Origin of the sequence: Nocardia sp. NBC_00565 (assembly GCF_036345915.1) — a bacterium.
Classification (GTDB): Bacteria; Actinomycetota; Actinomycetes; order Mycobacteriales; family Mycobacteriaceae; genus Nocardia.
Genome location: NZ_CP107785.1, coordinates 2,372,436 through 2,397,359 on the forward strand (window position 1 = coordinate 2,372,436; position 24,924 = coordinate 2,397,359).

A 24,924-nucleotide genomic window follows, 5' to 3' on the forward strand; every position below is an offset into this window, starting at 1 on the left:
TGTGCTGTGACCAGTGCCGGAACAGATGAAATTGTCAGCCTTCCGCTCGTCATCGGTGGTATCGAGGGGGGTGCCGAGTCGGGCGGAACCTACGAATCCCTCGACCCCTACACCGGACAGGCGTGGGCCCGGGTGCCCGACTGTGGAACGGCGGACGTGGATCGTGCGGTGCACGCCGCCCGGACGGCATTCAACGGTCCGTGGGGGTCGTTGACCGCCACCGCGCGCGGAAAGCTGTTGTGGAAACTCGGCGATGTCATCGCCCGCGAGGCCGACAATCTCGCCGAACTGGAGGTTCGCGACGGCGGAAAGCTGTTGCGCGAGATGGCCGGTCAGATGCGGGCGCTGCCCGAGTATTACTACTACTACGCCGGAATGGCCGACAAGCTGCAGGGCGAGGTCATTCCGACGGACAAGCCGAACTATCTCGTGTACACCAGGCACGAACCCGTCGGGGTCGTCGCCGCGATCACGCCATGGAACTCCCCGCTGCTGCTACTGGCCTGGAAGCTGGCGGCGGGACTGGCGGCCGGGTGCACCTTTGTGATCAAGCCGAGCGACTACACACCCGCCTCCACACTGGCCTTCGTGCGACTGTTCGATGAGGCGGGGTTCCCGCCGGGTGTCGTCAACGTGGTCACCGGCTGGGGGCCCGAGACCGGTGCCGCGCTGGCCGCGCATCCGGGGGTCGACAAGATCGCCTTCACCGGTTCGACCGCGACCGGCATCAAGGTCGGTCGGGCCGCGCTCGAGAATATGACGCGGTTCAGCCTCGAACTGGGCGGGAAGTCGGCGCAGTTGGTGTTCCCGGACGCCGACCTGGACGCCGCCGCCAATGGCATCATCGCGGGAATCTTCGCCGCGACCGGCCAGACCTGTCTGGCCGGTTCGCGACTGCTGGTGCACGAGAGCGTGGCAACAGAGCTGATCCGCAAGCTGGTCGACCGCGCCGAACGGATAGTCCTCGGCGATCCCCAGGACCCGGGGACCGAGATGGGGCCGGTATCGAATGAGCCGCAATACCGGAAGGTGCTGTCCTACTTCGATATCGCGCGAGCAGAAGGCGCCACCGTCGCCTGCGGCGGCGCGGCGGTTCCGGAGCTCGGCGGGTACTTCGTGCGACCGACCATCCTGACCGATGTGACGCCGGAGATGAGCGTGGTCGTGGAGGAAATCTTCGGCCCCGTGCTGACTGTCGCCACCTTCACCGACGAGGACGAGGCCATTGCGACGGCCAATGCGACTCGGTTCGGTCTCGCCGGTTCGGTATGGACGAAGGACGTTCATCGCGCGCACCGGGTGGCCGCCGCGCTGCGGGCAGGCACGGTGTGGGTCAACGCCTATCGCGCGGTGTCCCCGAGCGTGCCCTTCGGCGGCATCGGCGAGAGCGGCATCGGCCGCGAAAACGGGATCGATGCCGTCAAGGACTTCACCGAAACCAAGGCCATCTGGGTCGAACTGAGCGGCCAGACCCGCGATCCGTTCACCCTCGGCTGACGACGCGGTCCACCCATCCACTCCAAAGGAAAATCGGAATGACAGATTCGAACAAGACAGCAGCTGTCATCGTCGCGGGCGTGCGAACCCCGATCGGGACGGCTTTCAAGGGCACCCTCCGCGACACCACCGCGATGGAACTCGCGCAGATCGTCGTAGCGGAAGCCCTGCGCCGATCCACCCTCGCACCGGCTCAGGTCGATGACATCATTCTGGCCGAGTCGAACTACGGTGGCGGTGATATCGCCCGGTATGCGGCGGTCACCGCCGGGATGCCGCAGGTTCCTGGGCAAGCGGTGAATCGGCATTGCGCAGGCAGCCTGACCGCGATCGGCACCGCCGCCGCGCAGATCGTCGCGGGGGCCGAGCGGGTCATCATCGCCGGCGGCGTGAACTCGCAGTCGACCAGTCCGATGCAGCAGTTCCGGACGCCCGGAACGATCGATGAATTCACCGAGCAGTGGATGCCGCCGACGCATCCGGACAGCCCGGAGGCGCCGAACATGGATATGTCGATCACGGTCGGCTGGAACACCGCCAAGAAGGTGGGGATCACCCGCGAGGAGATGGACGCGTGGGCGTTTCGCTCGCATCAGCGGGCCGTCGCGGCGATCGATTCCGGTGTGTTCGATGACGAGATCGTCCCGGTGAAGGCACTGCAGGCCGACGGTTCACAGGTGGACTTCACGGTCGACGAGCATCCGCGCCGGGCCACCAGCCTCGAGAAGCTGGCCGGTTTGAAGGTGCTGCACCCGGAAATCGAGGGGTTCTCCATCACCGCGGGCACGGCCAGCGGCATCAACGATGCGGCGGCCGCGGTCGTCGTCGTCGACTCCGAGCTGGCGCGCGAACAGGGCCTCGAGGCGCTGGCCACGGTCACCGCATGGGCGTCGACCGCGATCGATCCGGCGAACACGGGACTCGCGGTACTGGATGTCATCCCGAAAGTGCTGAAGCGCGGTGGCATCTCGATCTCCGATGTCGCGCTCTGGGAGATCAACGAAGCCTTCGCGTCCGTGCCCCTGGCAGCATGCAAGACGCTCGGTATTGATGACGAGATCGTCAACACGGCGGGAAGTGGTTGCAGCCTCGGTCACCCGGTCGCGGCGTCGGGTGCGCGGATGATCGTCACTCTGGTGCACGAGCTGCGGCGACGTGGCGGTGGCTATGGCGTGGCGGCCATGTGTGCTGGTGGCGGGCAGGCGGGAGCGGTGCTCATCAATGTTGGGGCGCCCGCGTGATCCGAGATAGAAATTGACAATACTGTCAGATATGGTTGAGGTGTTTTGTCGAGCCAGGCGGCACCGAGACCTGGACGGTTGGCAATGGCATAGAAGGGAACGGTCGCAGTGCGGCACCTGAAGCTGAACTTGCCCGGCGCCGGCCTGCGCCTGGCAGCGGACCAATGGACGCCGGGCCGGGTTGGCGAAGGTCGGGGCGTGGTGTTGTTGCTGCACGGTGGCGGCCAGACGCGATATTCGTGGCACCGGACCGGCGCGCTCCTGGCCGAAGCCGGCTGGGTGGCCTATGCGATCGATCTGCGCGGCCACGGTGACAGCGACTGGCACCATGGCGGCGACTACAGCGTCGCCGCGAACGTCGACGATGTCCGTGCGCTGGTCGCCCATGTGCGACATGAGTATCCGGGTCTGCCGATCGCGTTGGTCGGTGCGTCGCTCGGCGGGAAAGTCTCGCTGATCGCGGTCGGCGAGGATACCGGTTTGGCCGATGCGATCGTACTGGTCGATATCGCGGTGCGGGTCGAAGTCACCGGCGGTCTTCGGGTTCGTGACTTCATGATGAGCGCGCCGAACGGGTTCGCCTCGCTCGAGGAAGCCTCGGCGCGGATCGCGGCCTACAACCCGCATCGCAAGCGTCCGGCCGGGGTCGATGGACTGAAGAAGAACCTGCGCTTTCGCGAGGGGCGCTGGCACTGGCACTGGGATCCCGCGATGTTGCGATCGCCGGACGCCGACGGCGATATGCCGGTCAGCAAGGAGATCTACGAGCGGGCCAAGCGGGCGGCGCAGCAGATCACCTGTCCCGTCCTGCTCGTGCGTGGCCAACTCTCCGACGTCGTCTCCGATGAAGGGGTCGCCGAGATGCGCGAACTGATACCGCACTCGCTGGTCACCGATGTCCGCGAAGTCGGTCACATGGTGGCAGGCGACGACAACAACGTCTTCACCGCGAGCCTGCTCGACTACCTCGACTCATCGATGCCGGCGAGCAGGTAACCGTGCATTCGATCCGAAAGGAATCACCACAATGACACTCGACGCCACTGCGGCAAACAAGGTCCTGGGCGGACTGCGCCCATTTCCGGTCGCGGTCACCACGATCGAAGGCGGATTCGCCAACGGACTCATGAGCCTGTCCGCGGGCGCGGCGAGCATCGTGCCCGAATTGCCCAGGGCCACAGTAAGTCTCACCAAGTACAACAAGACCCATGAGATGCTGCTCAACTCCGGTGTCTTCGTGATGCACCTGCTGAGTGCCGCTCCCGAGCAGGTGGACAAGTCGCTCGAGATCCTGATGACGCTCGGTGGCAGCTCGGGTCGCGACGGCGACAAACTCTCGAAGCTGCGCACCAAGACCGGAGTGACCGGAGCGCCGATTCTGCTCGACGCGCACAGTTACGTCGAAGCCCGGGTCATCGCCACCCTGGACGTCGAAGAGAACACCATCTTCGTCGGCGATGTGGTCGCGGCGGAGATCCTCCACGAGGGTGAACGCCTCCGGATCGGCGAGGCATGGGGCAAACTGCCCGCCGACTGGATCGAACAGTACGAGACCAACCACATTCCGCAGCTGGAGAGTGCCCGCTCCTACCGTGCGGGCGAGAAGGTCTGATCAGCCGATGTCATCGCTGACCTCCGATCGTGTCGAGGCCGGGCAGCTCACGGGCGCGTGGGAGCTGCCCGAAGAGTTCCGGATGCTGCGCGACACCGTGCGACGGTTCATGGAGACCGAGGTGCATCCGCTGGAGGAGCACCTGCCGCACGATGCCACGGGATTACCGCGCGAGCAGCTGATCCCGTTGCAGGACAAGGCTCGTCGGCTGGGACTGTGGGCCATGCAGACTCCCGAGGAGTTCGGCGGAGCCGGATTGAGCGTGCTCGGGCAGGTTGTGGTGGCCGAAGAGGCCGCAAAATGCCGGATGGGCGCATTCTTTCCGGCGCTCGGCGCATTCGGTGGAAACCCGCCGAACGTGATGTTCAAGGCGACGCCCCAGCAGTTCGCCAAGTACGCGCGGCCGATCATCGACGGCACCGGCACCAAGGCCTACACGGCGATCAGCGAGGCATCGGGCGGGTCGGACCCGGCCCGCGCGATCAAACTCAAGGCCACCCGCGACGGTGACCACTACGTGCTCAATGGCGCGAAAATGTGGACCAGTCACGCCGACAGCGCCGACTGGGGTGTGGTCTACGCGCGCACCGGGGAGGGGCGCGGTGGCATCTCCTGCTTCATCGTCGAGAAGGACACCCCGGGTCTGTCATTCCGCCGGATCGGTGTGATGGCCTCGTTCTCGCCGTTCGAAGTGCATTTCGACGATGTGCGCATCCCGGCCGAGAACATGATCGGCGCAGAGGGCAAAGGGTTTGCCCTGGCCAGCGACTTCCTGATCTACGGCCGGATCATCTATCCGGCCGGACCGATCGGCATCGCCCAGACCGCGCTGGATATGGCCTGCCGGTGGGCGAAGGACCGCGACGTATTCGGCGGCAAGCTCGCCGAGAAGCAAGGCATCCAATGGATGCTGGTCGACAGCGAGGTCGAGCTGCGCGCGGCTCGGCTGCTGATGTACCAGGCCGCGTGGAATGCCGATCTCGGCAAGGACGTGAAGGTCGACGCGTCGGTCGCGAAGCTGTACGGCACCGAGGTCGCGTTCCGGGTCGTGGATCGGTGCATCCAGATTCACGGCGCGCTCGGCCTGGCCGATGAACTGCCGTTGGAGCGGTGGTTCCGGGACTTGCGCGTGAAGCGTCTGGGGGAGGGGGCGACCGAGGTACAGCGGGTGGTTGTCGCCAGGAAACTACTCGAGTGAAGACAGGTATGTGATGAATCTGAAGTTCAATCTGATGTTCCCGATGCGGGCGGTCAAGCATTACCCGCGCTGGATCGGCGAGTCCAGTCTCGGCGCCGTGGCAAAGTTCGTCGAGGACGCGGGATTCGACGCTTTGTCCATGAGTGAGCATCCCTATCCGGATAAGCAATGGCTCGCCAACGGCGGGCACCATGCGTTCGATCCGTTCGTGTCGCTGAGCATCGCGGCCGAGGCCACCCGGGACCTGCGGCTCATCACCTATGTGATGGTCGCCGGATACCGGAACCCCTATCTGGGTGCGAAATCGGCGGCCAGTCTGGACCTGCTGTCCGGCGGCCGACTGACGCTCGGTCTCGCGGCCGGTTACCTGAAATCGGAATTCGATGCCCTCGGCGCGGATTTCGCGCGACGCGGCAAACTTCTCGACGAAGCCATCCTCGCGATGCGGGCGACGTGGGCGGGCGCCGAACACGATGGCCCGGAGTTCGGTGTGCCAGGCCACATTTCGCTGCCCGCACCCGCCCAGCCGAATGGCCCGCCGATCTGGATCGGCGGCAACAGCACGGCCGCGCGACGGCGCGCGGTCGAACTCGGGGACGGCTGGATGCCGATGGGACAGTCGGCCGAGATGGCGAAGATCACCAGGACGCCGCCGCTGGAAGATATCGCCACGCTACGGACGATGATCGCGGACCAGAACGCGCGACGATCCGAGGCCGGGAAGCCTGCTATCGACATCTCGTTCGTGCCGTTCGAAGCGAACCTGCTGCACAGCGGTGACAGTACGGCGTTCTGTGACGCCGTGGAGCCGCTGCTCGCGGAGTACACGGAGGCCGGTGTCACCTGGATCACGGTCGAGCCGGCCAGCCGCAGCATCGACGATTTCTACCGTGACGTGTCCTTGATCGCCGACCGCTTGATCAAGCGGAGCCGGTGAGAGCTGTCGATGGTTTCTCAGCTGCCCGATATCAATACCGGCACCACACCTGGATATGTCGAGTTGGCCGCGGCCTTCCGCAACCTGCAGTCGGCACTGTGCGCGGCAGCACCGCCGGTGCCGATCCTGCGTCACCTGATTCGTGAATTCGCCTCCACCGCAGCAGAACTGGAGTGCTATCGAGTTCCTGAGCCGGACCGGCCCGCGCAGCGGCGTATCTCCCCGGAGGTGGTACATCCGGCAATCATTCCGTACATCATGAGCAGAATCGACGATTCGACCGCGGAGGCCGTCGTGGAATTCACCGACGCCCACCTCGGTGGCAACGGTGCGGTCCATGGTGGGCACATCCCGGCGATGTTCGACGATCTGCTGGGCATATTCGTCGGGATGAAAGCCCAACCCGGTTCGCGCACCGCCTATCTGAAAGTGAACTATCGCCGGATCACGCCGATCAATCGGCCGCTGCGCGTGGACGTGTCGATCGACCGGGTCGAGGGCCGCAAAACCTTCATCTCCGGTCGACTGCTGGACGACGGTGAGCTGTGTGCGGAAGCCGAGGCGCTATTCGTGCGTCTGCTGCCCGGACAACCGTAAGTCGGATCCGGGCGGTCGAGCAGTACACCCACCACAACATGGACCCATTGATCTGCTGACGGGCCAGCGCAGGGGGACCTCCCACAGCTGTGGACTTCAAGTTCCGGATCGGTCGGGTCATGGGCGCTCAGCTTTGTTGAGCATCCAGTCGGGCAATGTCGCGACGACGATGTCGAGCACAAAATCGTTACTGACCGCCGGATTGTCCAGAGCCTTCTCGATGACACCGGCGTACGCGTGCGCGACGAAGGATGCGTGCAGATCTATCGCCGCCAGGTAGCGGGTGGATCCCGCGCGGACACCATCGATTTCGGGTATCTGTCGCACCGACGTCAGGATGGAGTGTCGTACCGCGTCGAAGAAGTGGTCGCCGAGCAGCACATAGAGCTCTGGATGCACTCGGCCGGTGACAGTATCGCGATAGATGGACCCATTGCGGTGGACGTGCTCGAGTATCGCCCCGAGACTGTGCCGCACCGCGACGGAAAGGTCGACATCCGATTGGGCGCTCTCGGCCCGCATCTGGTCACCGATCTCATCCAGTTCGGCGGTCAGCGCCTGCTTCAACAGCTCCACTGGCGATCCGGCGTAGTTGTAAAAGGTACGACGTGTCACCCCGGCCCGCTCGCACAACGCTGTGATCGTCACCTGGTCTATCGGCTGCTCCGCCGCCACCTCCAAGATCGCACGTGACAGTGCTGCCCGGCTTCGTATCGACCGAGGGTCTGCCCCACGGTCGCGCCCCGGCCTGCGTTCCATGGCTGCCAGCCTACGAGAGGGCACCGCACATCCCCCAACTATTACACAGTTGTATATTAGTTGGGATGGGTGCCGATGAAACGAGGTTGTGCGTCATGACTCGCACGGATGCGAAAGTTCGACAAGCGGTGCTACTACCCGCATTGGTGTTGTTGGGCGTGGTCTCCACTGCAGTAGGCAGCTTGGGCGCGCCCCTGTTACCGACGATTGTGACCGACCTACACGTGTCGTTGGCGACATCCCAATGGGCACTGACCATTTCACTGGTTGCCGGGGCCGTAGCCGCCCCGCTTCTAGGACGACTCGGTGATGGGCGTCGCCGCCGAGAGACGATCCTCTGCGCGTTGGCTGTTGTCGCGTCGGGATGCGTATTGTCGGCACTGCCGCTGGGTTTCGAATGGCTGCTGGTCGGTCGCGCCTTGCAAGGCGTGGGGCTCGGGCTCGTTCCGCTCGCGATCACTGCCGCCCGTGACGGACTGCCAAAACGTAAGCAAGCGTCGGGTATTGCCTTGATCGGCGTCACCACCGCGGCAGGACTAGGGATCGGGTACCCCGTCGCCGGGCTGATCACTGCCTACGGTGGACTGTCGGCAGCGTTCTGGTTCGGCGCCGCACTGACCGTGGTCACCATTGCCGTGGCCGCCTGGGCACTGCCGCCCAACCCCGACCGGCAACCGCGTCGCCTGGATGCCGTCGGCCTCGCCCTGCTCGGAGTGGCCATCGTGGCCCTCCTGCTGGCGTGTTCACAAGGCCCACAGTGGGGTTGGACATCGCCGGCGCTGGCATCAGCCGTCGTGGTCACCGTTATCGCCACTTGCGCCTGGATATGGTGGGAGCTTCGCCACAGCACCCCCCTGGTCGATGTCAGACTGCTCCGGCATCCTTCTGTACTCGCAGCCGATGTCATGGTCGTGCTGGTCGGAGCCGGAATCTACCCACTGCTGTCGCTCGTCGTCCGCTACACCCGAACACCGACCAACGTCGGCTACGGCTACGGTTACTCCGCCGCCCTCGCCGGCGTGATGCTCGTGCCGTACTCGGTCGGGAGTTTCCTCGCCAGTCGGCTGGCTGTCCGAGCCATGCGTCGATTCTCGTTGGAAGCACTCACCGCCGCCAGTAGCGCTGTTCTCATCGCCTCCATGGTGCTGTTTCTCACCACCCGCGCGCACCTTGTGCTGCTGCTGATGTCCATGGGGTTGGCAGGATTCGGCATCGGTGTTGTCTTTGCCGTCAACCCAGCCCAGATCCACCGAGGGGTCCCGCCGCACGAGACCGGAAGCGCCAACAGCTTCTACCAAGTCCTCCGATACGTCGGTTACTCCGTCGGCAGCGCGCTCAGCGCGACCCTCCTTGCCACGCACACTCCCGACAGCGCCGACATACCCACTGAAAACGGCTACGCCGCAGCAGCTTGGACAGGAATCATCGCCCTTGCCGTCGCCGTCGCCGCGGCTCTGCTCCTCAACCTCAACACCAAGAAGCGCAAAGGCGTCGACGCAGAACACGGCACGAGCCGCCCAACGCCTGACGGTGAGCTACTCACGCCCGCACTGGCACCTCTGAGATAAGGGATTCATCGACACCGTCCGCGGACTGGTCTTCGTATATCTGGGCGATCGTCGGGGGCGTTTCGCGGTAACGCTGACCATCGCGCTGATGGGCGTATCGACGGTGCTGATCGGCCTGCTGCCCACCCAGGCGCTGATCGGCCGCGCTGCCCCGGTATTGCTCGTGGTTGCGAGTTTCCGGGCCGGGTGCGCCGCCCCCGGACTCGATCCGTGGCGAGGAGATCCGGTCCAGCATGGGCGAGATGACAGTCCCCATCGGCCCGGAACAGCGAACCCCACGGGTCACACGGCGACCCATCCGTGCCCGGCAGAGCTCTGTCGCGCTGCGGTGACGATGCGCTGGACCCGAAGACCATCGCTCAGATTCGGTACCTGCGGAGTCGATTTGCCGTCGAGGGCCGGCAGCCAGTCTTCGAGTAACAGCGCTAGCTGACGTGCGGCATTGTTACGCGCTCTGCCGTCGAAAGCCAGTGCGCCGGAGCGGGGTACGCGCGATGAGCCGGGCACTGCGGTCATCCCGGAGTCGTCTGTCGTCGCGGCCTGCAGTGTGCGTTCGAAGAGTGTGCCCGCCAGCGAAACGGCGCCGTCGCTTCCGGTGGCATCGAGCTGATACGCCGCCTTGGCGTGCAGGCTCATCGCGGTGATCGATACCGTGGCGACGACCCCCGATGCGAAACGGATCAGAATCGACGCCGTATCGTCCGCATCGACCCGGAGCACGGTGTCGTCCGGGCGTTGCCGGGTCGCCACCGTGGTGCGGACGTCCGCGCATATCTCACTGGGATCGCCGAACAGCCAGCACAGGTAATCCAGGTCGTGAGCGCCGAGTCCGAGCAGGTAGCCGCCGCCGTCGGCGCTGCGGTACATCCACTCCGATTGCAACGGGTGTGTCGGATGCCAGTAGTCGACCCGGGCGGTGACCCGCGCCGAATACGGAGAATCCGACGCCGATGATCCCGACTCGCACTCGATCAGCCATTCCAGCTCCCGCCATTGCGTCGTCCGCGGTGACTCTATCCGGGTCGCGATCAGCTGTGGCCGGAATTCGTGAACGCCGTTGACTGATGTGATCTGCGTCTCTACTATCGGTCGCTAGCCGGTCATTTCTAACACCGCGTTCACAGAAATGCAGGGTCCATGGATCCCGAATATTCCTCCAGATACGGCAGACGCGGCTGTGCTCGCAGGTCGCCGTTGTGCCTGACCTACGCGCCGGACGTCCGGGCCGATATCAACGCCACCTCCTGCCGTGTGCCCACGGTGGCGTCCGCTCGCATCGTCGCGACCTGCACCCGACACCGCCGATTCTCGGGCCTCGTCGGCCGGTGATGTCGGAGGCCTATTCGCATGCCGGAAATCAACACCCAAGGAGATGCAATGAAGCAACGCAAGGGGATCGGAGCCGTGTTCGCCCTCGGCTTGGCGGGACTGCTCGCAGTGTCGGGATGCGGTTCGTCCGGCAGCGATTCCACCTCATCGAGTAACAGCAGTTCCGCCACCGCGCCGGCAGGTGGTTCCGGCATCAAGGCGAAGATCCTCGTTGTCGGCGACTTCACCAGCACGATCCCGTTCACGCTCCCCGAGATCGTGCCGATGGTGAAAGGGGTCTTGAAGGACTTCCCAAATGTGGAAATCGAGACCTGTGACGGCAAAGGCACTGCGCCGGGCTTCCTGGTGTGCGCGCAACAGGCGGTGCGGGACAGGGTCGCCGGCGTGGTGCTCGGCTTCTCCGCCGGTGGGCAGGACCTGAGCGTATTGACCAAGGCCAACATCCCCACGATCGGAGCCGGGGACTCCCACAGCCCGAACTCGTACCCGACGGCGGAACCGTTCTCGATCTACGTCGCACTCGGCGCGGGTCTGGCAGCGACCGGCTGCACCAAGCTCGGCATCGTCTACCTGGACGGCTCGGACTTCCTGATCGACTACATCAAGGGCGGCTTCGAGGGCAAAGGTGGCAAGGAGGTTGCGCGCGGATCCGTTGCGGCCAATGCCGCTGACCTCTCGCCCGCGGTGTCCAAGGTGACCGGCGCAGGCGCCGAGTGTGTGGCCGTCAGCCTCACCCCGTCCGGTGGCGCACAGGCACTGACTGCCTTGAAGCAGAGCGGCAAGACGTTGACCGTCGGCGGCATCTCCGCGGTCTTCAGCACCGAACTGCTCAAATCTCTTGGCGCGCTTGCCGAAGGGCTGATCGTCGTGGATACCGTGCTCAACTCGTCCGACGATGCGCCGGGCATCAAGGATGCGGCGGCGGCGATGCACTCGGTCGACGCCAAGGCCAAGATGACCCAGCAGGCATTGGGCTCATACATCGCGGCCAAGCTCGTCGCGGCCGCGCTGCCGAAGGTGAGCGGTGAGGTCACCAGCGCGTCGCTGACGACGGCACTCGACGGGCTCCGCAACGTCGACATGAACGGCGTGATCCCCCCGTGGTCGTCGATTCCTGTCGAGGGCAAGACGTTCCCGCGGATCTTCAACCACTACGGGATCAACTACAAGATTCAAGGTGGGAAGGCCGTCAAGGAGGGCGATTTCTACGACATCCTTGCCCTGCTGACCGGAAAGTAGCGGCGACCGATCATGACCGAAGTCTGGAGATTCGCGGCACTCGGGCTGGGGGCCGGCGCATTGTACGCGCTGGCCGCCATCGGCCTGGTCCTCGTATATCGCGGTTCGGGCGTAGTCAACTTCGCCCAAGGTGCAATGGGCATGGTCGGTGCCTACGTTTACTTCGAGGCGCGCCAGGAGCACGGGCTGGCACAGCCGGTGTCCGTGCTCCTGGGGTTGCTGGCCTCCGCTCTGCTCGGAGCCCTGTTTCACGTACTCATCCTGCGGCGAATGCACCATGCCTCGGCACTGGCCAAGATCGTGGCAACGCTCGCTCTACTCGTCGTGCTGCAGTCGACGGCGGTGCTGCGCTACGGCCCGCTGCCGAAGGTGGTGCCGTCGATGCTGCCGATCGAGCCGGTCGCGATCTTCGGTGCACAGATCGGCGAGGACCGCGTCTACATCTTGCTCATCGTGGTCGCACTGGCCGCCGTGTTGTGGCTGATCTACCGCTTCACCGCCTTTGGCATCGCGACCAGTGCGGTCGCTGAGAACCCGCGGGCCGCGGCGGCCCTGGCCGTCTCGCCGAACCTGATCGCCGCCGCGAACTGGGCAATCGGGTCCGCGCTCGGTGCCATGGCCGCGATCCTGCTGGTGCCGATCACCGGACTCGGCACGGCAAACCTGACCTACCTCGTCATCCCGGTATCGGCCGCGGCTGTCGTCGGGCGGTTCTCCTCGTTCCCGGTCACTGTGCTGGCCGGACTCGTCATCGGTGTGGCGCAGTCCGAGGTCACCCGTTATGTCACCGAGCCGGGTTGGGGCACTGCGGTCCCGTTCGTTCTCATCGCCATCGTCCTGCTGGCACGTGGTAAGGCGATCGCCGGAAAGGACGAGAAGTTCGGTCGGATGCCACGATTGGGCACCGGTCGGATTGCGAAGGCGCCGTTGCTGGTCGCGGCCGCCGTTGTCCTGCTGTGCATTTGGGCACTGATGCCGACCAGTTGGGTGAATGCGCTGCAGGCGCAGCTGCTCGGCGCCATCATCGTGATGTCGTTCGTGGTCGTCACCGGGTACGCGGGTCAGCTTTCGCTGATGCAGGTCGGTTTCGGCGGCATCGGTGCGCTGATGGCAGGCTGGCTGGTCGCCACCCACGGCTGGCCGTTCGAAGTCGCTCTGATCGCGGGCGTCCTGGCAGCGGTACCGGTGGGCATCGTGGTCGGGCTGGCGGGAGTGCGAACCCGCGGGGTATACCTGGCCATCCTCACTCTGGGCTTGGCGATATCGCTGGAAGCCGTCGTCTTCATGAACCCGGAGTTTGCGGGCGGCGTGACGGGTTACAACGTCGGTGACACCACGGTGTTCGGGATCAACGTCAACGGGCTGTTCTATCCGAAGCGCTATGCCACCTTCGCTCTGGTGATCCTGGTTCTGGTCGGCTTGGCAATCGCGAACCTACGGCGATCGCGGGCCGGTCGTCGGCTGATCGCGGTCCGTACCAACGAGCGGGCGGCCGCGGCCCTGGGTGTATCAGTGCTGCAGGCAAAGCTCTATGCGTTCGTCCTCGGCGGCATGATCGCGGCACTCGGCGGGATCATGGTGGCGTTCCGGAGTCCGGTATTGCAGTTCACCAACTTCGCGGGCCTGCAGTCGGTGGCCGCCATGCAGAACGCGGTGCTCGGCGGTGCGGGCACGCTCGCGGGCCCGCTGGTCGGCAGCGGCTTCGGCCAGGACTCGCTCGGCCAGCAGATCTTCAGCTTCCTGGGTGCCGAGGTCGCGCTCTACATCGCTCTGGTCAGCGGCGTCGGGCTGTTGTTCATGCTCACGATCGCACCGGATGGCTTGGCGTTTCAGCTGCTCCCCACTGATCGGGCCAAGGCCATGATGTCCGGGCCATTCGGAAAACGGCTGCGCCGTGGCGCGCCGAAGGCCGCCGCGCAGTTGCCGGTGACGGACGTCGACGTGCACCGGGTGGCACCGAAATCACTCGAACTGCACGATGTCTCGGTGCGTTTCGGCGGCGTGACCGCCTTGAAATCACTGGCATTGCAGGTACAGCCGGGCGAGATCGTCGGGCTGATCGGGCCGAACGGGGCAGGCAAGAGTACGGCGATCGACGCCATCACCGGGTTCGCGGTGCCGGCGACCGGAGCCGTCTACCTCGACGGTCAGAATATGACCGGGTGGAGCCGCGAACGCAGAGCGCGCGCTGGTCTCGGCCGGTCCTTCCAATCGCTGGAACTCTTCGACGACCTCACTGTCCGGGAAAACCTGCAGACCGCGTGCGACAGGCGGGACATGGCCGCGTATGCGACGAACCTGGTGGTACCCGATCGCGCCGAGTTGAGTCCGGCGGCGCTGGCCGCGGTCGCCGACTTCGACCTGCGGCAGCACCTGGAAACGAAGGCATCCGATCTCGACTACGCGCGGCGACGGATGCTCGCGGTTGCTCGCGCGGTCGCGGGTGGACACTCGGTACTGCTGCTCGACGAGCCTGCGTCCGGCCTGGGTGAGCCACAGACCCGCCATCTCGGCGAGGTATTGCGCAGGCTCGCTGCTGAGCGTGGCATGGCAATCTTGCTGGTGGAGCACAACATCGACATGGTCCTGCGCACCTGTGATCGCGTGTACGCCTTGGACTTCGGGGTTTTGATCGGCCAGGGCACACCGGCAGAAATCAGGAACAACCCAGCGGTGATCGAGGCCTATCTCGGCACCAGCCGGTTCACCGCGGACAACGCTGCCGCGCAGCTCGAGCAACAGGCCCGCGCCAGTGATCCCGCCGGTAGTAGCCACCCCTCGGCCAGGGGATCGGTGATCTCCCGATGAGCGCGACGAACAACGGACCGGTCCTCGAGGGTCGATCCCTGACGGTTGGCTACGGCCACACGCCGGTCGTGCACGACATCGACATCACGGTGCGCGCCGGCGAGGTCGTCGCGCTGCTCGGCATGAACGGCGCGGGAAAGACCACCACGGTGCGGGCGCTGGCCGGCGACCTCGAGCCGTTCAGTGGTGAAGTACGGCTGCGCGGACGACGAACAACCGCACCGCTGCACCGTCGAGCCAAGCAGGGGTTGCGCTACATCTCCGAGGAACGCTCGGTGTTCATGGGCCTGTCCGGCGCGGACAACCTGCGCCTCGGCCGGACCGAACGCAAGCGCTGCCTCGAGCTGTTCCCAGAGCTCGAACGGCTGCTCGGTCGCAAAGCCGGCCTGATGTCCGGCGGCGAGCAGCAGATGCTGACCTTGGCCCGAGCTCTGGCAGCCGATCCCGACGTGCTGCTGGCCGACGAACTATCCCTCGGGCTGGCCCCATTGGTGCTGGAGCGGCTGTTGCTCACGGTGCGCGCCGCAGCCGACAACGGGGCCGCCGTGCTGCTCGTGGAACAGCATGTGCGAGATGCCCTCGAGGTGGCTGACCGCGCTTACGTGATCAGCCACGGTAGGGTGGTCCTTCAGGGAGCCGCGAAGGACCTCACGGACCGGATCGGCGAGATCGAGCAGGCGTATCTTGCGGGCGCGGAGATCGGCACGGCGACTGCGTAGTCGCCGCTCACCGAGTCGGCAGAAGGAATTGCGTGCCCAGTTCGAAGACTCGTGCAAGTCTGAATCTCGACGAGATCGTCGACAACGCACTGGGTTTGATCCGCGAAGGTGGAGTGGCTTCGCTGTCGATGCGCCAGCTCTCCACCCGCCTCGGTGCCTCTCTCGGCGCGACGTATCGGCATCTGCCGACCAAAGAAGCACTGCTCGACCTATGTGGCAAAGCGCTGTTCGATCGCTGCTGGCAACCGCTGCAGGTCGGCGAGGACCCGCTGGAATGGCTCGAACAGCAGGTGATGAACCTGTACAACGTGCTCACGGAATACCGCGGTATGGCCGAATATGTCGTGCGGCACACCCGCGATGTGGTGAATCCGGTGCACGAGGTGTTGATCGAGTCCGGCTTCTCCGAGTCCGAAGCGCCGCTGGTCGCCACGGTGCTCACGCTCTACACCGCCGGTGCCCTGCTGACCGATTTCGAGCACACCATCGCCGTCGATGCGCCCGACCCCAAGGCCATGATCGCTGCTGGAATGCATTTCGTGCTGTCCGGCCCACGTCCGGTCACCGGCGCGAAAGGCACTCGCGGTAAAGGGATGCCCGCACGTTCGTGAGGCAGCGGTGCCTCACGAACGTGCGGGCGGTGCAGCCCGGCAATCGTCAGGCGACGACGATTCGGGCCGAGGCGAGGTTCTCCACGCGCCGCGAGCGGGCCGTCACATCGCCTTCACGGTGCGCGGTGACCCTGGCCGTGACGAAATAGGTCCCCGGTTCGGCGTAGCTGGTCGTGAGGGTCGACTTGCTCGTCGCGGCCGAGCCGTCCACCGTCTCGTCGTGCTCGGCAAAACTGCCGCTGCCATCGATATCCCATTCCACCGCGATGATTTTGCCAGCGCCGGGCGGCACCTCGGCCACCGCGACCAGGGTCACCTGCGTGCCGACGCCGACCTCGGCCCGGTCCGAGCCGTCGACCTCCACCGTGACCACCGGTTGGATGCCGCCGCGTTCGGATGCGGTGGCGGGCAAGGAGATCTTGCCATCGTGGTAGGTGTAGGCGGTGGCGGCCGGGGCGACGTCGTCCTCGACCCAGCGGGCCAGATCGACCAGACTCTGCTCGATGATCGGCTGGTAGTTCACCAGCCAGGTCGCCGTGGCGCGCTGGGGATCGGACGGTGCGAACATCGGCGGAACATGCTCGGCGTTGTCCGTCCAGCGCAAGCAGAATCGGTCCAGCCCGGCCTCGCCCTGAGCCTGCTCGACGGCCTGGCGATAGATGATGCCCTGCGGCGGCCAGAGCGAGGAGTCGTGGGTGTGGTGCACCCACAACAACTTTCCGTCGTACTGACCGGAGTACGACACCCCCATCAACGAGGACTGCAACGGTACGTCGTGGCTCGGGTAGAGCGGGTTGCCGTCCACCCGCAGGAAGTCGAACTGCTCGTCCGGCATCAGATGATGGCGGCTGTAGTAGCAGTAGGCGAGGAAGGCCTGGTTGTCGACGTGGACCGTATCGCCGACCTCGACACCCCGGAACCGCTGTAGATTCGCCTCGGCAACGCCGTCGCAGAAGAAGATGTCCTCGGTGAACGCCGTGCAGTACAGCTGGCGACCGGCGGCCGCGCCGCTGGTGATCTTCACCCCGGTGCCGAGCCGGTAGCCGTCACCGACCCCCTTTATCTCGACCGCCATGGGCAGATCCATCCCGGAAGTGGCGCCCATCAACGTGGCCATGGTCATCAGCAGCTTGTGCTCGGGGGCACTCCACTTCTCCGGTTCGCCCAGGAAGTCGCCCGGGGTCAGGATCCGGCTTACCGTGCCCTCGAGGTCGATCCGGTCGTGGACCACATGCTGCGGCGCGTCGTGTCCGACGTAGCCGGGACGTGTCCAGAACGATTCGAAGTAGTCGGCATCGGTGTCGAGTAGGCCATCGGCCATGGACGACCAGAGCCAGATCTGGCCCATCGGCTGGCTGATCATGTACTCATCACCGCGCGGGAAGCCGAGGCGGTAGAGATTGGCCAGTTCTTCGCGTTGGTTGGTGTCGAGTCCGGTGAACGGGTTACCGCTGCCACCGGGCCGCATCGCATCGATCACCTGGTCGAGCTTGTCGCCCAGCAAGCGCTGCACGTTGAACATCTGGCCGAAGGACATGGTCTGCGCACCACGGATCTTCTCGTTCGTGCCGTGCGGGGCGATATCGCCGCCGCCCATGAACGGCAAGGCGCCATCGAAGACGTCCGGAGCGTTCTCCAGGCTCAACGGTGAGCGGCGACCGCCCCCGCTACCGCCCCACACGTAGGAATACTGCGGCGGGCGACCGTAGACCTGGTTGGCGATGTGCTTGGAGAAGCGGGCCGATTCGGCGGTGGCGCGCCATCCGTACAAGCCTGGGTCTTCGCCACCCCTCGGGTCGATATCGTCGCCGACGTGGCCGGAATTCGACTCGGACATGTAGCCGCCCAGTCGAGCGGTCATCGCCAGCCCGCCGATCAACTCGCCCATCGGTCCGCCGAAGGCCTCCTCGTGCCCGGCGTGTGCGCCCTCGATCGGTTGGTACATCCGGCCCTGCCACTCCTGCACCTTCGGGAAGTAGAAGGTGAACCGGGTGGCGGTGTCGCCGAAACCGCCGTGCACGTGACGATGCGGGTACGGCGCCTCCCGCCATTCGTCCACGTCGATGTACGGCTGACCGAAGAAGCTGTCGGTCGGCACGTAAGACTCGACCTCGAGTGGTTGCGATGCCATGTGAACGTCTCCTAACGCGATGGGCGTCCGGCGCCGACAGTCGCCGCGGTTGGTCGCCGAGCGAGCTCCGCGGTGTTGACCGACCACGAGTTATTGACCGATCAGCTGTATCGACGGATCCGCGTCAGTACCGTCTGCCATAGCTGTGAACGACGTTCACTATAGGCGGGCAGAACGTGTCGCACAACACACGTCTGGCCCTTATTTCTGACAGGAGTGTCTACGGTCTTCAGGCTGCGCCCTTCTGCCGATTCAGTTGCCGATTTCTCGGCGATACACATCGCCGACGCCGAGCGCCGCGCCGAGGCAGCCGACGCCGAAGCGACCAGACTGCACCGACAACCCCGAACTCACCGGCACCCACTCCTGGGCCTAACCCGTAGGATGCAGGACACCGGAGGAACGACAAACTCGCCCCGCCGATTGGCGGAGCGAGTTTGCGTTTCGGGCTGGTGACCTACGGCCGACGCTCTCCGTCGCTCCCACCTCGATTACCTTGTGCCCAAGGCTATTTCGGCATGCCCAGAACCCGCTCCGCGAGGATGTTGCGCATGATCTCGGTGGTGCCGCCCGCGATCGTGGCCGAGCGGGACATCAGGTAGTCGTGATGTGCGGCCGAGCCGGTGGTGTCGGCGATGCCTGCCAGTCCGAGGACGCGCAGGTGGGTATCGCCGATCGCCTGCATGGTCGTGCTCCAGACCAGTTTGATCACCGAGTGTTCTGCTCCGGGAGCGCCGCCCGCCGCGATCCGGCCCAGCGCCCGCTTGCCCAGCAACCCCACAGCGCGTGCCGCACACAAGCGGTCGGTCAGTTCGGCGCGGGCGTGTGAGTCGAGGTTGTGTGCCTGCACGGTGGCCACCAGATCGATGACCGTCTGCTCGAGCCGACCGGCCAGCATGATCACGCCGGCCCGTTCGAAGCCGAGTGTGGTCATGGTGACCTTCCAGCCCTGGTGCAGCGGTCCGAGTAGTGCGCCGCGCGGCACCCGGACGTCGTCGAAGAACACCTCGGCGAATCCGCCCTCGCCGGTGATCTGGGTGATCGGACGGCGGGTGATGCCGGGGGTGTCCATCGGGACCAGCAGTGCGGAAATTCCCTTGTGCGGCGGCGCTTGCGGATCGGTGCGGACCAGCAGCAGGCAATGCGTGGCTTCCACGCCCTCCGAGGTCCAGATCTTCTGGCCGTTGATGACGAATTCGTCGCCGTCGAGCACCGCGCGGGTGCGCAGGCTGGCCAGGTCGCTGCCCGAACTCGGCTCGGAGAAGCCCTGACACCACACCTCGGTGCCGGCCTGGATGGCCGCGAGGTGCTGCTGCTGTTCCGGTGTGCCGTAGTGCATCAGGGTCGGGGCGACGTTGTTCACGCCGAGAATGCCGGCCATCAACGGTGCGCGCTGTCCGGCCAGGACCTGATCGCAGGCAACCTGGTCGACTATCGACAGTCCGCGTCCGCCGTACTGTTCCGGCCAGTGCGGGGCCATCCAGCCCGCCTCGTGCAGCCGCTGCTGCCAGGAAAGGCGCGCGGCGAACGAGTCGTCGTCGCCCCATTGCGCGCGGTGCAGCGGCATCAGCACGCGGACTGTTTCGGTGAGTTCGGCCGCGGGGCTGGCGGGTGTCGTCTCGGCGGCAACCGTCGTCGAAGCGCCGTGGCGGGTCGGGTCCAGCCGTTCCCGGTGCGCCGCCGGACCGCCGAACAGGGGCGCGGCGGCGCCGGCCCGGCGGTAGTAGAGGTGCGCCTCGTGCTCCCAGGTGAAACCGACTCCGGCGAGCACCTGGATGTAGTCCGCGGTGACTTGCTGTGCGGCCGTGACGGATTCGAGCAGGGCCAGTGCGACCGCCTGATCGAGTGCGTCGGCGGGCGCCGCCGAATCGAGCAGGCCGGCAACCTCGCGGGCCGTGGCCCTGGCCAGTTCGACGTGGGCCAGCATGTCGGCGCACTTGTGCTTGACGGCCTGGAACGAGCCGATCGGTTTGCCGAACTGCTCACGTTTTGCGGCGTAGTCGACGGCGGCCCACAAGCAATGGCTCGCGACGCCGGTCAGTTCGCTGGCCAGAGCGAGCCCTGCGGTGACCAGACTGCGCTGAACAGCCGCCACCGCGTCGTCGCCGTCGGCCAGCACCGTACCCGGCGCCCGTTCCATCGTGAGGGCGCCGATCGGGCGCAGCAGATCCAGGCTCTGCGTCGGCTGGATCCGGACCGTGTCCGCCGTCGTCGGAACCGCCACCAGCAGTGGTCCGGTCGGACCGTCGGCGAGCAGGACGACGATATGGGCTTCGGGGGTGAGTATCAGGCTCGCCGCACCCGATACCAGCACCTCGCGCCCGCCGTCACCGGCAGTGGCCTCGAAATGACCGGCGGCGCCGGGCATTCCGGTCTGCTCGGTCCACGCGACGGTCGCTACCCGCCGGCCCGACGTCAACTGCGCCACGAGCTCACCCGCCTGCACGCGCGGTGAACTCAAAGCCCCGAGGGCACCGGCCGCCGTGATCACCGGCGTGGGGGCGGCGACACTACCCAACGCCTCGGCGGCGACGGCGAGATCGGACCAGCTGCCGCCGGATCCGCCGAGGGATTCGGGGATCGGCAGTCCGGCGATACCCATCTCGGCAAGCTCCGACCACAGTGGCAGCTCGCTGACCTGGGCCGGGTCCTGGATGAGTTTGTGCGCGGCGCCGGTATCCCAGTGACGCGCGAGCAGCTGGCTGATCGCTTCGATCAGATTCTGCTGCTCATCCGTGTCGGCAACGGCTACAGACGGGTTGATCACGGGTGGTTACCTCCGACACGGTTGTCTAACAGGTGAATCATATAAATAATTATGCCATGATGCGTGTGCTACGCCATAACTGCGGTGAATCGCCAATCCAGCACGGGGCGGTCCACCGATTCGGTGTCGTGCGCGGACACGATGGAGCGCAGCCGCAGGAGGCCGCCGCCATCGTCGGAACCGGCGGCGCCTTCGACAGTGAGTTCGCTAGAGAGGGTGTCGCCCTCGCGCACCGGTCCGGTGTGATCGCAGGATTCCCAGCCGAGCACGGTGACGAGGTTCGGCAACGCCTGGGTGGCCTGTGCGAGCGCGACGGCTATGGTGTGGCCGCCGTATACGAGCCTTCCTTGCTCACCGACCCGGTAATCATGGTGTGTGGCAGCGATATTCAGGCTCAACCGGGCGAGTTCGGGTGCGTTCGAAACGACGTCGCCACTGGAACAGAACTGCTGCCCGGCCAGGGCCTGGGTGAAGTGGGCGCCCGGCACGTTCTTGCGGAAGGCGGCCAGATCCCATCCGTCGGGTGCGGTCCAGGACCGATCGTGATCGACGCCGATCGCGGAGAGGTAACCGGAGTCCGCGATAGAAAAGATTCGCCTTCACCCGGCGGGTGACGACGGTGGACTGCCCGATCGCCACATCCCACACGAGAGCCGGATGTGCGATGGGCGCACCGGTGACGGCGGTGGACAGGTGCCGGTCGAGCGCGAGCCGCAGGCGATCACCGGCAATCGCCTGATGGGTCGCGGCAAGACCGTCTGTCAACGTGATCGAGGGTGCGTGATCGTAGACCTGTCCCACGGCAAGGTCATCGAAGTACGGTCCATTGCCGGGGGCGGTCATGTCAGTTTCCTTCGGTTTGCGTGAGTACCCGTCGGGCGGCGACCGCGACGGCCTCGTCCAGCATCTGATCGCCGAGGCGTGCGACCCCCAGTCCGCGCTCGGCCGCCTCGTCGAGGGCGGCAAGGACGCGCCTGGCCGCCTCGACCGCCGCCGGATTCGGCGTGAATTCCGCTGCGGTGGTGTCGATCTGGCCGGGATGCAAGACCCACTTGCCGTCGAAACCGGCCTCGCGCGCCCAGTGGACGCGGCCGCGGAAGTCCGCGTTGTCGGCGATGCCGAGGTGCGGCCCGTCGATCGCCGCCACGCCGGACGCCCTGGCGGCCAGCAGTACTCGATCCTGGATTGCCGCCCAGCGCTGCGGCGGCAGTTCCGCACCTCGGCCGAGGGCCGCACCGAGGTCGGCGTAGCCGATCACTACCGCGGCCAATGGTGCTGTGGTGCGGCAGATCTCGTCGATGTCCTGAACTCCGCGCGGGGTTTCGATGAGTGCCTGCAGGGTGGCCGGATGGCGGCCGAGCAACTCGCGCGCGCGGACGAGGTCAGCCGCCGCCTCGACCTTCGGGAGCACCACGCTGTCGAGCGCGCTCACCTCGGCCAGCGCGGCCAGGTCATCGGCCGCCCACTGGGTGGCGAGCCCATTGACGCGGACCGCGATCGATCGCGCCGGATCGCGGTCGAGTTCGCGCAGGACGCGCACCACCAGCGCGCGGGCCTTGGCTTTGGAATCGACCGCGACCGCATCCTCGAGGTCGATCACCACCTCATCGGCGCCGGCGGCGAGCGCCTTGGTGATCTTGCGTTCCTCGAATCCGGGAACGATGAGCACCGCGCGTCGTCGCGTCGGTGCGTGCAGTGCGCGCATGGCGGAACTCCTCGACTGGAGAAGGAAATGTACGGTCATTTGTCGCGCCGACCGTGTCGTCGGTGTAGGGGGAGAATTTGACTTTATCCCGGTAGTTCCCGCTGGAACGAACCTCATGGTGGCTGCCGGTCCGGTTGCTGTCAAGGCGTACGCTTGCCGATTGAACGTATCTTTGGTGAAAATGGCGCGCAAATGTTGCGGTCTGAAGGAGTCGACGTGAGCTATGGGTTGAGTGCCGAGGAGGTCTTGCTGGTCGAGACGGTCCGTGCCTTCATCGACCGAGAGGTCAAACCCAGTGTCCAGGAGTTCGAGCACGCGAACCGGTATCCGGAAGAGTGGATCGAACAGATGAAGCGGATCGGCATCTACGGGTTGGCGGTACCCGAGGAGTACGGCGGAACTCCCGTTTCGATGCCCTGCTATGTCCAGGTCACCGAGGAGTTGGCGCGCGGCTGGATGAGCCTGGCCGGCGCGATGGGCGGGCACACCGTCGTCGCGAAGCTGCTCGCGATGTTCGGCACCGATGAGCAGAAGCAGACCTACCTGCCCCGGATGGCCACCGGTGAGGTCCGCGCGACGATGGCGTTGACCGAGCCGGGGGGCGGTTCGGATCTGCAGGCCATGGCGACGCAGGCCAAGCCCGACGGCGATCACCTCGTCATCAGCGGTGCCAAGACCTGGATCAGCAATGCGCGCCGATCGTCGCTGATCGCGCTGCTGTGCAAGACCGATCCGGCCGCGTCGCCCCGGCATGCCGGGATCTCGATCGTGCTGGTCGAGCACGGACCCGGGCTGACGGTATCGCGCGATCTGCCCAAGCTCGGCTACAAGGGTGTCGAGAGTTGCGAACTGTCCTTCGACAACTATCGAGTGCCCGCCTCGGCGATCCTCGGCGGCGTTGCGGGCAAAGGGTTTTCGCAGATGATGAAGGGTTTGGAGACCGGCCGGATCCAGGTCGCCTCGCGGGCGCTCGGCGTCGCGGCGGCAGCCATGGAAGACGCGCTGGCCTACGCACAGCAGCGGGAGAGTTTCGGCAAGCCGATCTGGAAGCATCAGGCGATCGGCAACTACCTGGCCGATATGGCGACGAAGCTGACCGCGGCCCGCCAGCTCACCCGCTACGCGGCCGAGCAGTATGACCGCGGCGAACGGTGTGACATGGAGGCCGGCATGGCCAAACTGTTCGCCTCCGAGGTGGCCATGGAGATCGCGCTGAACGCCGTGCGCATCCACGGCGGCTACGGGTACTCGACCGAATACGACGTGGAGCGGTACTTCCGGGACGCGCCCCTGATGATCGTCGGCGAGGGTACCAACGAGATCCAGCGCAACGTCATTGCCGCTCAACTGGTCTCCCGTGGCGGCATCTGAACCGGGCGGGATACGTAGGATCTGGTTCCCATGAGGCTGGACAAGCAGGAATCCGAACCCGCGTACCAGGTGGTGGCGCAGAGCCTGCGTGATGACATTGCCGCGGGCCGCTACAACGGCGGCGTGCAGCTGCCGACCGAACTGGAGCTGTCCGAACAGCATCGGGTCAGTCGCCATACCGTTCGCCGCGCCTTCCAGGACCTGGTCGCCGAGGGGAGCGTGTACCGGGTGGCCGGCCGTGGCACGTTCGCCACCGGAACCGAGCGGCGGTATCTGCGGCAGTTCGGATCGATCGAAGACCTCATGCAGTTGTCCTCGGACACGACCATGGAGGTGCGGTCGGCGCTGCACCGGCACGTCGATATCGAGGCGGCGAGCAGGCTCCGCCTCGATACCGATGTTGTCTACACCGTCGGCTTCGTGCGCTTGCACGATGGTGTTCCGTTCGTTCGAACGACAGTGCATCTGCCCGAGCGAGTGGCCGGCCTCGTGGCAGGCGCTCCGGAACTGGCGGCCGGCAGGTCGAGCACGTACACGGTCATCGGGCTGCTGGAGCCGCATTTGACCAGCCCGATCGTGGAGGCCGCGCAATCGATCACCGTGGCGCTCGCTTCCACGGATATCGCGCGAGACCTGGGCTGCTTGCCCGGGCATCCGATGTTGCGCGTCGACCGGCTCTATTCCGATGCGGCGGGCGCGGCGGTCGAACTCTCGGTAAGCCATTTCCTGCCCGAGTACTACACCTATCGCGTCACCCTCCGACGGTCCGACCTTCCCGCGGGGTAGTTGTCCAGCGAATCCGCCTACACGGTAGGCGGATTCGCACCAGCTGGTT

General features: G+C 65.8%; 20 protein-coding genes and 1 pseudogene. 14 read left to right on the forward strand and 7 right to left on the reverse strand.

The window, feature by feature from the left end; translation table 11 throughout:
• The first annotated feature begins 6 nt into the window (after positions 1–6).
• The 7 genes from OG874_RS11425 to OG874_RS11455 all read left to right on the forward strand — a co-directional run bounded on the left by OG874_RS11425 (position 7) and on the right by OG874_RS11455 (position 7,082).
• Positions 7–1,497 carry an aldehyde dehydrogenase gene (locus tag OG874_RS11425; protein ID WP_330255093.1) on the forward strand — a complete coding sequence of 497 codons (1,491 nt, stop codon included), beginning with the start codon at positions 7–9 and terminating at the stop codon, positions 1,495–1,497.
• Between the two features lie 38 nt (positions 1,498–1,535).
• Positions 1,536–2,738 (forward strand): thiolase family protein, encoded by a 1,203-nt coding sequence (locus tag OG874_RS11430; RefSeq protein ID WP_330255094.1) that lies wholly within the window; start codon positions 1,536–1,538, stop codon positions 2,736–2,738.
• Between the two features lie 108 nt (positions 2,739–2,846).
• On the forward strand, positions 2,847–3,734 hold the full coding sequence (locus OG874_RS11435) for an alpha/beta hydrolase (protein ID WP_330255095.1): 888 nt from the start codon (positions 2,847–2,849) through the stop codon (positions 3,732–3,734).
• 31 nt (positions 3,735–3,765) lie between these two features.
• A complete protein-coding gene (locus OG874_RS11440; RefSeq protein WP_330255096.1) occupies positions 3,766–4,350 on the forward strand; it encodes a flavin reductase family protein in 585 nt (194 codons plus the stop codon).
• Between the two features lie 7 nt (positions 4,351–4,357).
• Positions 4,358–5,548: an acyl-CoA dehydrogenase family protein gene (locus OG874_RS11445; RefSeq protein ID WP_330255097.1), complete on the forward strand. Its 1,191-nt coding sequence runs from the start codon at positions 4,358–4,360 to the stop codon at positions 5,546–5,548.
• A gap of 13 nt (positions 5,549–5,561) precedes the next feature.
• A complete protein-coding gene (locus tag OG874_RS11450) occupies positions 5,562–6,485 on the forward strand; it encodes an LLM class F420-dependent oxidoreductase (RefSeq protein ID WP_330255098.1) in 924 nt (307 codons plus the stop codon).
• Between the two features lie 9 nt (positions 6,486–6,494).
• Positions 6,495–7,082 carry a PaaI family thioesterase gene (locus tag OG874_RS11455; protein ID WP_330255099.1) on the forward strand — a complete coding sequence of 196 codons (588 nt, stop codon included), beginning with the start codon at positions 6,495–6,497 and terminating at the stop codon, positions 7,080–7,082.
• 117 nt (positions 7,083–7,199) lie between these two features.
• Here the strand turns inward: OG874_RS11455 and OG874_RS11460 are convergent, their stop codons facing one another.
• Positions 7,200–7,841 (reverse strand): TetR/AcrR family transcriptional regulator, encoded by a 642-nt coding sequence (locus OG874_RS11460; RefSeq protein ID WP_330255100.1) that lies wholly within the window; start codon positions 7,839–7,841, stop codon positions 7,200–7,202.
• A gap of 95 nt (positions 7,842–7,936) precedes the next feature.
• Between OG874_RS11460 and OG874_RS11465 the strand changes: the two genes are divergently transcribed.
• Positions 7,937–9,409 (forward strand): MFS transporter, encoded by a 1,473-nt coding sequence (locus tag OG874_RS11465; RefSeq protein WP_330255101.1) that lies wholly within the window; start codon positions 7,937–7,939, stop codon positions 9,407–9,409.
• Here OG874_RS11465 and OG874_RS11470 read toward each other — a convergent pair.
• The gene (locus OG874_RS11470) at positions 9,381–9,665 is read right to left on the reverse strand and encodes a hypothetical protein (RefSeq protein ID WP_330255102.1); all 285 of its coding nucleotides are present in this window, start codon (positions 9,663–9,665) and stop codon (positions 9,381–9,383) included. The two genes, OG874_RS11465 and OG874_RS11470, sit on opposite strands and share 29 nt — an antisense overlap.
• 26 nt (positions 9,666–9,691) lie before the next feature.
• Complete coding sequence (locus tag OG874_RS11475; RefSeq protein WP_330257262.1) at positions 9,692–10,495, reverse strand: Gfo/Idh/MocA family protein; 804 nt, start codon at positions 10,493–10,495, stop codon at positions 9,692–9,694.
• A gap of 291 nt (positions 10,496–10,786) precedes the next feature.
• On the opposite strand from OG874_RS11475, the gene OG874_RS11480 reads away from it, so the two are divergent.
• The 4 genes from OG874_RS11480 to OG874_RS11495 are packed head-to-tail and all read left to right on the forward strand — an operon-like array spanning position 10,787 to position 16,115.
• Complete coding sequence (locus OG874_RS11480) at positions 10,787–11,977, forward strand: ABC transporter substrate-binding protein (protein ID WP_330255103.1); 1,191 nt, start codon at positions 10,787–10,789, stop codon at positions 11,975–11,977.
• 12 nt (positions 11,978–11,989) lie between these two features.
• Complete coding sequence (locus OG874_RS11485) at positions 11,990–14,785, forward strand: branched-chain amino acid ABC transporter permease/ATP-binding protein (protein ID WP_330255104.1); 2,796 nt, start codon at positions 11,990–11,992, stop codon at positions 14,783–14,785.
• Positions 14,782–15,504: an ABC transporter ATP-binding protein gene (locus OG874_RS11490; protein WP_330255105.1), complete on the forward strand. Its 723-nt coding sequence runs from the start codon at positions 14,782–14,784 to the stop codon at positions 15,502–15,504. Before OG874_RS11485 ends, OG874_RS11490 begins: the two co-directional genes overlap by 4 nt.
• A 32-nt stretch (positions 15,505–15,536) precedes the next feature.
• Entirely contained in the window at positions 15,537–16,115 is a 579-nt protein-coding gene (locus tag OG874_RS11495) for a TetR/AcrR family transcriptional regulator (RefSeq protein ID WP_330255106.1), read from the forward strand.
• 46 nt (positions 16,116–16,161) lie between these two features.
• On the opposite strand, the gene OG874_RS11500 is transcribed toward OG874_RS11495, so the two are convergent.
• The 4 genes and pseudogenes from OG874_RS11500 to OG874_RS11515 form a co-directional block, all read right to left on the reverse strand.
• Positions 16,162–18,246 carry a tannase/feruloyl esterase family alpha/beta hydrolase gene (locus OG874_RS11500; protein ID WP_330255107.1) on the reverse strand — a complete coding sequence of 695 codons (2,085 nt, stop codon included), beginning with the start codon at positions 18,244–18,246 and terminating at the stop codon, positions 16,162–16,164.
• Positions 18,247–18,754: 508 nt separating this feature from the next.
• Positions 18,755–21,013 carry an acyl-CoA dehydrogenase gene (locus tag OG874_RS11505; protein ID WP_330255108.1) on the reverse strand — a complete coding sequence of 753 codons (2,259 nt, stop codon included), beginning with the start codon at positions 21,011–21,013 and terminating at the stop codon, positions 18,755–18,757.
• A 68-nt stretch (positions 21,014–21,081) separates the two neighbouring features.
• A pseudogene (locus OG874_RS11510) lies at positions 21,082–21,856 on the reverse strand (acyl dehydratase).
• A 1-nt stretch (position 21,857) separates the two neighbouring features.
• Positions 21,858–22,718 (reverse strand): HpcH/HpaI aldolase/citrate lyase family protein, encoded by an 861-nt coding sequence (locus OG874_RS11515; RefSeq protein ID WP_442943329.1) that lies wholly within the window; start codon positions 22,716–22,718, stop codon positions 21,858–21,860.
• A gap of 192 nt (positions 22,719–22,910) precedes the next feature.
• Between OG874_RS11515 and OG874_RS11520 the strand changes: the two genes are divergently transcribed.
• Positions 22,911–24,089 (forward strand): acyl-CoA dehydrogenase family protein, encoded by a 1,179-nt coding sequence (locus OG874_RS11520; RefSeq protein WP_330255109.1) that lies wholly within the window; start codon positions 22,911–22,913, stop codon positions 24,087–24,089.
• Between the two features lie 30 nt (positions 24,090–24,119).
• Positions 24,120–24,875, forward strand: a complete 756-nt coding sequence (locus OG874_RS11525; RefSeq protein WP_330255110.1) for a GntR family transcriptional regulator — start codon at positions 24,120–24,122, stop codon at positions 24,873–24,875.
• The last annotated feature ends 49 nt before the right edge of the window (positions 24,876–24,924 follow it).

Bases quoted from the DNA above. Each gene is read 5' to 3' on its own strand.
- OG874_RS11430 (WP_330255094.1), top strand. From the start codon at position 1,536: ATGACAGATTCGAACAAGACAGCAGCTGTCATCGTCGCGGGCGTGCGA.
- OG874_RS11440 (WP_330255096.1), top strand. From the start codon at position 3,766: ATGACACTCGACGCCACTGCGGCAAACAAGGTCCTGGGCGGACTGCGC.
- OG874_RS11445 (WP_330255097.1), top strand. From the start codon at position 4,358: ATGTCATCGCTGACCTCCGATCGTGTCGAGGCCGGGCAGCTCACGGGC.
- OG874_RS11450 (WP_330255098.1), top strand. From the start codon at position 5,562: ATGAATCTGAAGTTCAATCTGATGTTCCCGATGCGGGCGGTCAAGCAT.
- OG874_RS11455 (WP_330255099.1), top strand. From the start codon at position 6,495: ATGGTTTCTCAGCTGCCCGATATCAATACCGGCACCACACCTGGATAT.
- OG874_RS11460 (WP_330255100.1), bottom strand. From the start codon at position 7,841: ATGGAACGCAGGCCGGGGCGCGACCGTGGGGCAGACCCTCGGTCGATA.
- OG874_RS11465 (WP_330255101.1), top strand. From the start codon at position 7,937: ATGACTCGCACGGATGCGAAAGTTCGACAAGCGGTGCTACTACCCGCA.
- OG874_RS11470 (WP_330255102.1), bottom strand. From the start codon at position 9,665: ATGGGGACTGTCATCTCGCCCATGCTGGACCGGATCTCCTCGCCACGG.
- OG874_RS11480 (WP_330255103.1), top strand. From the start codon at position 10,787: ATGAAGCAACGCAAGGGGATCGGAGCCGTGTTCGCCCTCGGCTTGGCG.
- OG874_RS11485 (WP_330255104.1), top strand. From the start codon at position 11,990: ATGACCGAAGTCTGGAGATTCGCGGCACTCGGGCTGGGGGCCGGCGCA.
- OG874_RS11490 (WP_330255105.1), top strand. From the start codon at position 14,782: ATGAGCGCGACGAACAACGGACCGGTCCTCGAGGGTCGATCCCTGACG.
- OG874_RS11500 (WP_330255107.1), bottom strand. From the start codon at position 18,246: ATGGCATCGCAACCACTCGAGGTCGAGTCTTACGTGCCGACCGACAGC.
- OG874_RS11515 (WP_442943329.1), bottom strand. From the start codon at position 22,718: ATGCGCGCACTGCACGCACCGACGCGACGACGCGCGGTGCTCATCGTT.
- OG874_RS11520 (WP_330255109.1), top strand. From the start codon at position 22,911: ATGTTGCGGTCTGAAGGAGTCGACGTGAGCTATGGGTTGAGTGCCGAG.
- OG874_RS11525 (WP_330255110.1), top strand. From the start codon at position 24,120: ATGAGGCTGGACAAGCAGGAATCCGAACCCGCGTACCAGGTGGTGGCG.